9 protein-coding genes are annotated in these 8,987 nt (G+C 70.5%); 3 read left to right on the top strand and 6 right to left on the bottom strand.

What is annotated here, in order from left to right; translation table 11 throughout:
* Positions 1-718: 718 nt before the first annotated feature.
* The 3 genes from H7I41_RS20445 to H7I41_RS20435 are packed head-to-tail and all read right to left on the bottom strand — an operon-like array spanning position 719 to position 3,586.
* Entirely contained in the window at positions 719-1,609 is an 891-nt protein-coding gene (locus H7I41_RS20445; RefSeq protein ID WP_264014446.1) for a DUF4097 family beta strand repeat-containing protein, read from the bottom strand.
* A gap of 22 nt (positions 1,610-1,631) precedes the next feature.
* Positions 1,632-2,276 (bottom strand): response regulator transcription factor, encoded by a 645-nt coding sequence (locus H7I41_RS20440; protein WP_264014445.1) that lies wholly within the window; start codon positions 2,274-2,276, stop codon positions 1,632-1,634.
* Positions 2,264-3,586, bottom strand: coding sequence for a sensor histidine kinase (locus H7I41_RS20435; protein ID WP_264014444.1), 1,323 nt, complete (start codon positions 3,584-3,586; stop codon positions 2,264-2,266). Before H7I41_RS20435 ends, H7I41_RS20440 begins: the two co-directional genes overlap by 13 nt.
* 145 nt (positions 3,587-3,731) lie before the next feature.
* On the opposite strand from H7I41_RS20435, the gene H7I41_RS20430 reads away from it, so the two are divergent.
* A complete protein-coding gene (locus tag H7I41_RS20430) occupies positions 3,732-4,160 on the top strand; it encodes a DoxX family protein (protein WP_264014443.1) in 429 nt (142 codons plus the stop codon).
* Position 4,161: 1 nt separating this feature from the next.
* Here the strand turns inward: H7I41_RS20430 and H7I41_RS20425 are convergent, their stop codons facing one another.
* Complete coding sequence (locus H7I41_RS20425) at positions 4,162-4,575, bottom strand: VOC family protein (RefSeq protein WP_264014442.1); 414 nt, start codon at positions 4,573-4,575, stop codon at positions 4,162-4,164.
* 47 nt (positions 4,576-4,622) lie between these two features.
* Between H7I41_RS20425 and H7I41_RS20420 the strand changes: the two genes are divergently transcribed.
* Both H7I41_RS20420 and H7I41_RS20415 read left to right on the top strand, forming a co-directional pair.
* Complete coding sequence (locus H7I41_RS20420) at positions 4,623-5,504, top strand: LLM class flavin-dependent oxidoreductase (protein WP_264014447.1); 882 nt, start codon at positions 4,623-4,625, stop codon at positions 5,502-5,504.
* Entirely contained in the window at positions 5,501-6,175 is a 675-nt protein-coding gene (locus H7I41_RS20415) for a DUF899 domain-containing protein (protein WP_264014441.1), read from the top strand. Before H7I41_RS20420 ends, H7I41_RS20415 begins: the two co-directional genes overlap by 4 nt.
* A 14-nt stretch (positions 6,176-6,189) precedes the next feature.
* Here the strand turns inward: H7I41_RS20415 and H7I41_RS20410 are convergent, their stop codons facing one another.
* Together H7I41_RS20410 and H7I41_RS20405 are read right to left on the bottom strand one after the other, a co-directional pair.
* A complete protein-coding gene (locus tag H7I41_RS20410; RefSeq protein ID WP_264014440.1) occupies positions 6,190-6,873 on the bottom strand; it encodes a response regulator in 684 nt (227 codons plus the stop codon).
* Positions 6,855-8,534: a sensor histidine kinase gene (locus H7I41_RS20405; protein WP_264014439.1), complete on the bottom strand. Its 1,680-nt coding sequence runs from the start codon at positions 8,532-8,534 to the stop codon at positions 6,855-6,857. The genes H7I41_RS20410 and H7I41_RS20405 overlap by 19 nt, the downstream gene beginning before the upstream one ends.
* Positions 8,535-8,987 lie beyond the last annotated feature (453 nt).

The following is an 8,987-nucleotide window of genomic DNA, read 5'->3' as shown; positions in this document are numbered from 1 at the left end:
GGCGGCGCGACGGGCGGAGGAGCGACGGGGCCGCCCGGTGGCGGCGGTGGGGGAGGTGGTGGCGGCGGCGCGCCAGGCGGCGGAGGCGGAGGTGGTGGTGTCGGGGGAGCGTAGGGGCCGCCGGCACAGATCGGATTGGTGGGCTGGCTGATGCACGCGATGTCCGCCGGCCCGGTCGGGATGCCGGAACCGGGGGGAGGAGGTGGCGGCGGTGCGGGATCGTCGGGTCCCGGTGGGTTGTCGAGGCACCTGGGCAGCCACGGCTTCACCTGGCATTCAGGATCGTTCGGGTTCGGTTGTGCGTTCGCGGTGCCCATCGCACTGGCGGCGGCGATGCCGATGCCAGCAAGGACCACACCTGCTCTGGTCATCGCGCCGCGGAGCCCCGAAGTCGTCGCCCAACCCATCCACTGCTCCTCACGTGCGGACCCAACGAGCCGTCCCGGCGTTTGCCGTTGCCGGCGTAACGCCGCTTATCGTGACACGGCCGCGTGTTGGTTGTCCGGGAAACACGTGCAGTCCAGACACGCCTCGAGTCGTAGATGAATTGACGCCCGGGTCGATATTCGGGCTGGTAGGAGCCCGCAGTAGTAGGTCATCGCCCGGAGCGCAATGCGCCGAAGGTGTGCGACGACCGGCGGTGCCATGCGCCGCGGCGACGTGCCCGCGGCGCAGGCGGCGAGTCGCCCGGTCTGTCGTCGCGGTTTGCGGGCCGGACTCAGCGGTGGTGGATGTCGGCTTCCTCGATCACCACGTCGCCGGTTTCAGAGCGCGCGGTGACATCGCCGACGGCGGCGCCGGGATCGTCGGTCTCGGGAACCGCGACCGTCGCCGACTGACCCGATTGGGTGCGCACCAGGTAGGGGCCGCGGCCGGGCAGGCCGATCACCACGTCGCCGCTGCGGCTCACCGCGTCGACGACGCGCGGTGCGGTGCCGCGGAAATCGACCGCGATGTCTCCGTCGGAGGTGCTGGCGCTGAATGTCTCCCGCACCGAGACCGGGTGGTGCGAGGCCACCTCGCCGTCGACGGTGTGGACCTCGATCCGGCGTGCGGCGCCGCTGAGGATGACCGCCCCGTCGTCGGTGCGGGCGATCAACTGGTCGACATCGGCCTGCGCCAGCACGACGCCGGTCCGCTGCTGGGTGCGCACGGTGAGCCTGCGCGCCTGTTCCGGCGGCAGCGTGACGGTGATCTCGCCGCCGCGCGCCCACTTCAACATCGGCGACGGTGACTCCTCGATCGTCACGCGCCGCTCGGCGCCTGCACCTGTCACCGAGAGCCGGTGTTCGCCGCTGCGGTTGGTGTTCACCAGTCGCAGATCGACCCGGGGTTCGCGGGCCGCCCGGTCGGCGGTGATGCGGATGGCGACCGGCACCTCGCCGCTGTCGACGACGAGCGAGCGCATCGCGGCGGGCAGTGCCTGGCTGTCGGCGATCACTCGGACCGTGCTGACACCCCAGGCCGTGACCCCGAACGCCACCACGCTGCCGACCACCAGGACGGCGGCGACGGTGATCAGAGCGGCGCGCAACGCGGTGCGTGCGCCCGGCGTGATCGGCGGTGGCGGTCCGGCCGGTGCGGGCGGCGGGGGAGCGATGGTGGTCATGCGCGGGGTCCTTCCGGGTGGGTCACGACTCGAGGTAGCGCAGCACCGCCAGCACGCGACGGTTCTCGCCCTCGTCGGGCGTCAGGTTCAACTTGGTGAAGATCGACGCGATGTGCTTCTCGGCGGAGCCGACCGAGACGTGCAGCGCGGTGGCGATCGCCGAGTTCGTCCGGCCCTCGGCCATCAGTTGCAGCACCTCGAGTTCGCGCGGTGTCAGCTGATCGAGCACGCTGCGCCGGTGGGAGCGCACCAGGATCTGCGACACCACCTCGGGGTCGAGCACGGTGCCCCCGCCGCCCACCACGTCGACGGCGTCAAGGAAGGCAGGCACGTCGGCCACCCGGTCCTTGAGGAGGTAGCCGAATCCCTTGGTGTCCGAGGCGATCAGCTCGGCGGCATACCGTTCCTCGACGTAGTGCGACAGCACCAGCACCGGCGACTCGGGGTTCTGGCTGCGCAGCAGCGCGGCGGCGCGGATGCCTTCGTCGGTGAAGGTGGGTGGCATCCGCACGTCGACGATGACGAGGTCGGGATGCTCCTCGTTGACCAGGCGCAGCAGGTTGGTGGCGTCCGGCACGCCTGCGACGACGTCATGGCCGGAATCGGTGAGGATGCGCTCGATGCCGGCGCGCAGCAGTGCGGAGTCCTCCGCGATCACGATGCGCATGGCAGCACCGCTGTGACGTTGGTGGGGCCGGTCGCCGGGCTGGTGACGGTGAAGACGCCGCGGGCGGCGCGCACCCGTTCGTCGAGGCCGCGCAGGCCGGTGGCATTGTCGTCCGCGGTGATGCCCGCGCCGCCGCGGCCGTTGTCGAAGATGTTGACGTGCAGCTCCTCAGACGACTCGTCGAGCCGGACGGTGACGACCGCCTGACTGGCCTGCGAGTGTTTGGCGACGTTCGTGATCGCCTCGGCCACCACGAAGTAGGCACACGCCTCCACCTCGTCGGGCAGCCGGCGGGGCAGTTGCAGGTCGAGCGTGGTCGGAACCGCGGACCGCTGCACCACCGACGACAGCGCCGCATCCAGCCCGCGATCGGACAGGATCGTGGGGGCGATGCCGCGCACCACGTTGCGCAGTTCGACGAGTGCGCTCTTGGCGTCGTCATGGGCCTCGGCGATGAGCTGTTTGGCCGCGGGCAGATCGGTGTCGAGCTTGGTCTGCGCGAGTCCGATCGTCATCGCCAGCGACACCAGCCGCGGCTGCACGCTGTCATGCAGATCCCGCTCGATGCGGTGTCGCTCGGTCTGCGCCGAGGACACCGCGCCCCAGCGGGCGTCGGCCAGTGCACTCACCTGATGTTGCAGCGCTGCGGTTGGTGACGGTGACAGCAGCCACCGGTCGATCCTGGCGTCGAGGGCGGGGGCGAACACCAGGATGGCGACGGCGGCGAGCACCGCGACGGCGGCGAGCAGCCACGCCAGCACCGGCGACAGGAACGGCAGGCCGGCGTCGTCGTCGCTCGCGCTGACGGCCATCGCCGCCGGCGGCGCCAGGAAGGCGAAGGCGGTCAGGGCGAATGCGGCGCCGACGGCCAGCATGTCGTAGGCCATCCGCAGATAGTGGTGTGCCACGCTCTTCCAGAACCGGGCGCTGCTGAAGTCGAGCCACTGCTGGTGCAGCCAGCGCACGAATCCGGTGTAGTGCGACAGATTGCGCGCTGCCACGCCGATGCCCAGGCCGAACACCGCCTCGCTGCGCAACCGTTCGATGTGTTGGACACCGCGCATCAGGTAGATGAAGACGACTGCGGCGAGCACGAATCCGATGCCGGACGGGATCGACGAGACGCCGACGACCAGGATCGCGAGCGGAATCCAGAACCACACCAGGGCGATCGCGGCGCCGGTGATCATCGACGCCGTCGCCGTCACACCCAGGTGGCGGACGGCCGGCGTGACCTCGGAGGCGGTGGGTCCGGTGCTCTCACCGGCGGCGAGCGGCGCCGGCGGTGGGCTCGAGGTGACTGCGACCATGTCCTCAAACCTATGGAGTCGCGGCGGCGGGCGACACAGTGTTTCCCCGTTGATCCGGCGGGGGGAAACCCCCGCACCGATGAGTTTCGCGGCGGACTCCGGTCTGCCCTGTCACACATCAGGCCGTACTCCCGAGGGGCACACCATGACCGTCACCGCATCATCACCGCAGCACAACACCGTCGACGCCGCAGGCAGCAGGGCGGGCCGGCGCGCCGGGATCGCGGTCAGCGTCCTCGTCGGGGCGTTCCTGGTGTTCGACGCACTCGGCAAGCTCGCGGGTGCGTCGCAGGCCGAAGAGGGCACGGCCATGCTGGGCTTCCCGCAGGGGCAGACGCTGGTGATGGGCATCGTGTTGACGATTTGCGTTGCGGTGTGGGCGATTCCGCGGACCGCCGTGCTCGGCGCACTCGGCATCACCGCATACCTCGGTGGCGCGGTCACCGCCAACATGCGGGTCGAGGCGCCGCTGTTCTCCCACACGCTGTTCGCCGTGTACGTCGGTGTGCTGCTGTGGGCGGGCCTGGTCCTGCGCCGGCCACACCTGTTGACGGTCGCCGGGCTGCGGCGCTGACCTACGCCTCGGCGATCAGCTCCAGCGCGATGTTGTCGGGGTCGCGGAACTCCAGGATCCAGCCGTGCCCGATGGCCTTGACCGGCTCGTGGGCGATGCCGAGCGCATCCAGGTGAGCAGCCGCGCGGTCCAGCGCGTCGCGGCCGGACACCCGCAGCGCCAGGTGGTCGAGGCCGGTGCGGTCCTCGTCGAACCGGTCGGTGCCGACGGGCCGCAGGCCGATCAGCAGGTCGCCGACGCGGTAGAGGACGCCGCCGAACAGGAAGTGCAGCCGTTCCCGGGTCGCCGTGTCGGCATCGGCGGGCATCTCCACGGCCACCGGCCAGTCGAACACCTGCTCGTAGAACTGCCGTGAGCGGTCGATGTCGGTCACGGTGAGCCGGATGTGCCCGATGGTCGTTGCGTCGATTGCCATGTCCTGGATGCTGCCACCCGTGCCAGAATCGCCGCGTGCGGATTGGGATGACCATGCCGGTGATGGAGCCGAACCTCGATTCGGCCCAACTGTGTGCCTGGGCCCGGGTGATCGACGGTGGGCCGTTCTCGTCGCTGTGCTGGGGCGAGCGCATCGCGTTCGACAATCCGGACAGCTTGACCCTGCTCGGCGCCCTGGCGGCCTGGACCGACCGGGTGCGGTTGGTGACCACGGTCGTGGTGCCCCAGTTGCACGATCCCGTGATGCTGGCCAAGGCACTGGCCACCGGTGACATGCTGTGCGGCGGTCGCCTGACGGTCGGCATCGGCGTGGGCGGCCGCCACGAGGACTACGTGGCCGCCGGCGCGGATCCCGCGAGCCAGACGATGCGCGAGATGGCGCGGCGCGTGGCGGTGATGAAGCGGGTGTGGGCCGGGGAAAAGGTCACCGACTCCGTGCTGCCGGTGGGGCCGCCGACGGTGCAGCCCGGCGGACCCGAACTGCTGGTCGGCAGCATCGGTCCGAAGACCGTGCGCAGCGCCGCGGCATGGGCGCGCGGCTTGGCCGGCATCACACTCGACATGGATCTGGACAAGCAGCGCGAACTGTACGACGTCGCGCGCGATGCGTGGGCCCAGGCCGGCAAGCCGGCGCCGCATCTGGGCACGTCGTTCTGGTTCGCAATCGGCGACGACGAAGGTGCGCGCGGACAGGTGCACCGCCACCTGCGGCGCTACATGAACTGGATTCCGGCCGAGTACGTCGACGCGATGGCGCCGACCACTGGATTCGCAGGCACCGAGCGCGAACTCGTCGAGGTGCTCGGTAGATTCGCCGACATCGGCACCGACGAGGTGCATTTGATTCCGACGAGCAGCGACATCGATCAGCTGCGCCGGGTCGCTGATGCGGTTGGGGTCTTCGCGTGACCGGGCCGTCGGCGTTGCCGCCCATCGTCTCCCGCGCGGAATGGCAGCGGGCCCGCGCCGAGCTGCTGGTCAGGGAGAAGGAGCTGACCCGGCACAAGGACGAGGTCAGCGCTGCCCGCCGGCGGCTGCCGATGGTCGAGATCACCGAGCCCTACCTGTTCGACACCGAGAGCGGACCGGTGTCGCTGCTCGACCTGTTCGACGGGCGACGCCAGCTCATCGTGCAGCACTTCATGTTCGGGCCGGACTGGGACGAGGGCTGCGCCGGCTGCTCGATGATGGCCGACCACATCGGCCCGCTGTCGCACCTGCACGCGAAAGACACGTCACTCGTTTTGATCTCGCGCGCGCCCGTGGGCAAGCTGCTGGCCTTCCGGGACCGGATGGGCTGGGACCTGCCGTGGGTGTCGTCGGGGACGTCGACCTTCAACGAGGACTTCGAGGCGACGGTCGACGGGGAGGAGCGCCATGCGATCAGCGCTTTCCTGCGCGACGGTGACCGGGTGTTCCACACCTGGAGCACCTACCGCCGGGGGGAGGAGCCGTTCATGGTGGTGTTCGACCTGCTCGACCTGACCGCCTACGGCCGCCAGGAGTCATGGGAGGTCTCCCCGGAAGGATGGCCGCAGCAGCCGCCGTACGAGTGGATGCGGCTGCACGACGCGTACTGAGCGCCGTTGCAGCGTCAGCGCCGAGGCCGCGGCGGTCGCTCGGCCGCCGCGGTGAACTCCTGCTCGGGACGACCGGTGGTGCCGTACCTCAGCCCGACCGTCACCTCGCCGGCACCGGTGAGCGTCGCCAGGTAGCGCTGCGCCGTCGCCCTGGACACCCCTGTCACATCCGCCACCTCCGCCGCGGACAACGGGTGTTCGGCACCATGCAAGGCCTGCAACACGAGTTTCCTGGTGGGGGACTGCGGTGCCGTGGACTGCGGTGGCGGCGCGATCTTCGGCCGCAGCGCGTCGATGGCCGCGTCGATCGCCGCGGGGCTCAGCGTCTGGGCCGCGAGGATCCGGCGATACCGCGCGTAACCGGCCAGCCGGGCGGCCAACTCGGTCGGCGGGAACGGCTTGACCAGATAGCCCAGCGCGCCCGCGGCGATCGCGGCCCGCACCGTGTGCGCCTCGGTGGCGGCGGTGAGCATCATCGCGTCACCGGCCAGCTGACGCACGAAGTCGACGCCCGACCCGTCGGGCAGGTACACGTCGACCAGGGCGAGGTCCACAGGGCCGACCCGGCCCGCGGCCGCCAGCGTGGTCACCGTCTCCACGACGGTGAATCCCGGTAGCGCCTTGACGATCTCGGCGTGCATGTTCGCCACACGGAAGTCGTCGTCGATCACCAGGACCGTCAATTCTGGGCCGTCCACTGTGCCTCCTCCTCAATCATGACTCCCGGCAGCCGGGCGATGAATTCTGCGCCGCACAGCCGGGCGGCGGGGTCACCGGCGCTCGACAGCCGCAGCTCGCCACCGAGTGCCCGGCTGAGCTGGCGGGACAGCGCCAGCCCTATGCCGCGGCCGCCGGGGATGCCCGAATCGGGTTTGGTGGTGGTGCCTTCGACGAAGAGCCGGTCGACGAACTCGGGATCCACCCCGGAGCCGCTGTCCGCGACGGTGATGTGAAGTGTCGAATGCTCCTGCAGCAGTTCGATTTCGACCTCTTTGACCGCCCCTGTGGCGCTCCTCGTCGCGTCGATGGCGTTGTCGACCAGGTTGCCGAGCACGGTGGTGACGTCGACCGGAAGCTCCAACCGTCCGCTGACCCAGGTGTTCTCACCGATCGTGAGCGTGACGCCCGCTTCGCGTGCGGCCGCTGCCTTCGCGGCGAGGAATGCCTGCAGGTACGGGTCACGCACTGCATCCATGTTCGGCACCGACGAGCCCAGTGGTCCGGTGCCGAGCAGCTCCTCGACATAACTCGCCGCCTCGTCGGTGTGCCCGGAGTGCAGCAGGCCGTTGAGCAGGTGCAGCCGGTTCGCGAATTCGTGGCGCTGAGCGCGTAGTGCGCTGCTCATCAGCTGCACGGCGTCGAGCTGGCGGGTCAGCGATTCGACGTCGGTGCGGTCCCGCACCACCAGCACGGTGCCGAGGTTGCGCCCGTTGCGTTCGACGGGCCTGGCGGAGACCACGACGACATGCTCCCCGACCGTGGCCAACGTGGGCGTGGGGTCCGCGGCGCGAAACACCGCGAGCACCCGCGGGGTCAGGCCGATGTCGGTCACGGGCCGGCCCCGTGCGTCGCCGATTCCCAGCAGTCGGCGGGCCTTGTCGTTGACGAACGCCGTCCGCCAATCGGCATCCGCGGCGACGACGCCCTCGCCGATGCCGTGCAGCACCGCCGCCTGGACCCGGACCATCTCGGCCATCTCTGTGGGCCGCAGTCCCAGCGTCAGCGAGCGCCAGCGGCGAGCGAGGAGCACGGATCCCACGGCGCCGAGCAGCAGGGCCACGCCACCCAGCAGCGCCGAGGCGCGCAGGTTGCTCCACAGCTGTTCATGCACGGCCTTCGTCGACACCCCGACGCTGACCTCGCCGACCACCCGCTGCGAATTCGGCGCGTAGATGGGAACTTTCGCCCGCACCGAGGGGCCGAGCGTGCCGGTCTCGTGTTCCACCTCCTCGCGGCCGGCGAGTGCTTCCGACGGGTCGCTGCTCGTCCGCTTGCCCAACTCGGCGACGTCCGGATGCGCCAGTCGCAGGCCCTCGTCGTTGGTGATGACCACGAAGAGCATGTCGGTGCGCTGCCGAACCTGGGTGGCGACGGTCTGCAGAGGGCCTGCGGCGAGTGCAGAGGGCACCAGCGGCCCCGGCTGCCCGTCGACCGCGGTGACGTCGGCCCGAACCGCGGGCGCTGCGGCGAGCACGCGGGCCATGTCGAGCGCGCGCAGGCCGTACTCCTGGCGAAGCTCCTGGTGACCGAGTACCGCGAACATCACGAACGCGACGACCAAGGTGATCGCCACCACCGCGAACTGCAGCACGAGCACCTGCGTTGCGAGCCGCGCGTCGATCCGGCCCTTCCTGGCCATGGCCCGGAAGCCTACCTGCAGTTTTGCGCCTCTCCCTGGAGAATCGAGGGGAGGGCACGCCCGGGGTGTCGATTCCCGGGTGTGTTGACGGTCAGGAGTTCCGCCCTTCGGATTGCCGGTCGTCGTGGGTGCGTGACGAATCGTGGTCGGTGTGCCGGGGCTCCGAGTGCTCCGAGTGCTCGAATTGCGAACGGAACGAACGCCAGTCCCAGTCGCGCCGCGACGTGTCGCGCCAGGGCTGCTGCCACTGGTGTCCGTACTGCTGGAATTGTGGGGAGGAATCGGGCGGGCTCGGCGGCTGAGGTGCCGGTTCATGGGACGACGTGTCCGCTTGCGCACCCTGGCTGACCTGCCGGCGGGGCGGAGCCGACGACGCCGACGCCGCCCGGATCGCGGGCGCGGCCGCGGGGGCCGGCGGAGGCGCCGGTGCCGGGGGCGGTGGGGGTGGCGGCG

It is taken from the genome of [Mycobacterium] manitobense (genome assembly GCF_025821665.1).
In the GTDB taxonomy this organism is placed as follows: domain Bacteria; phylum Actinomycetota; class Actinomycetes; order Mycobacteriales; family Mycobacteriaceae; genus Mycobacterium; species Mycobacterium arseniciresistens.
Note: the sequence above shows the minus strand (reverse complement) of the source record. Positions and strands in the feature narration are given on the sequence as shown.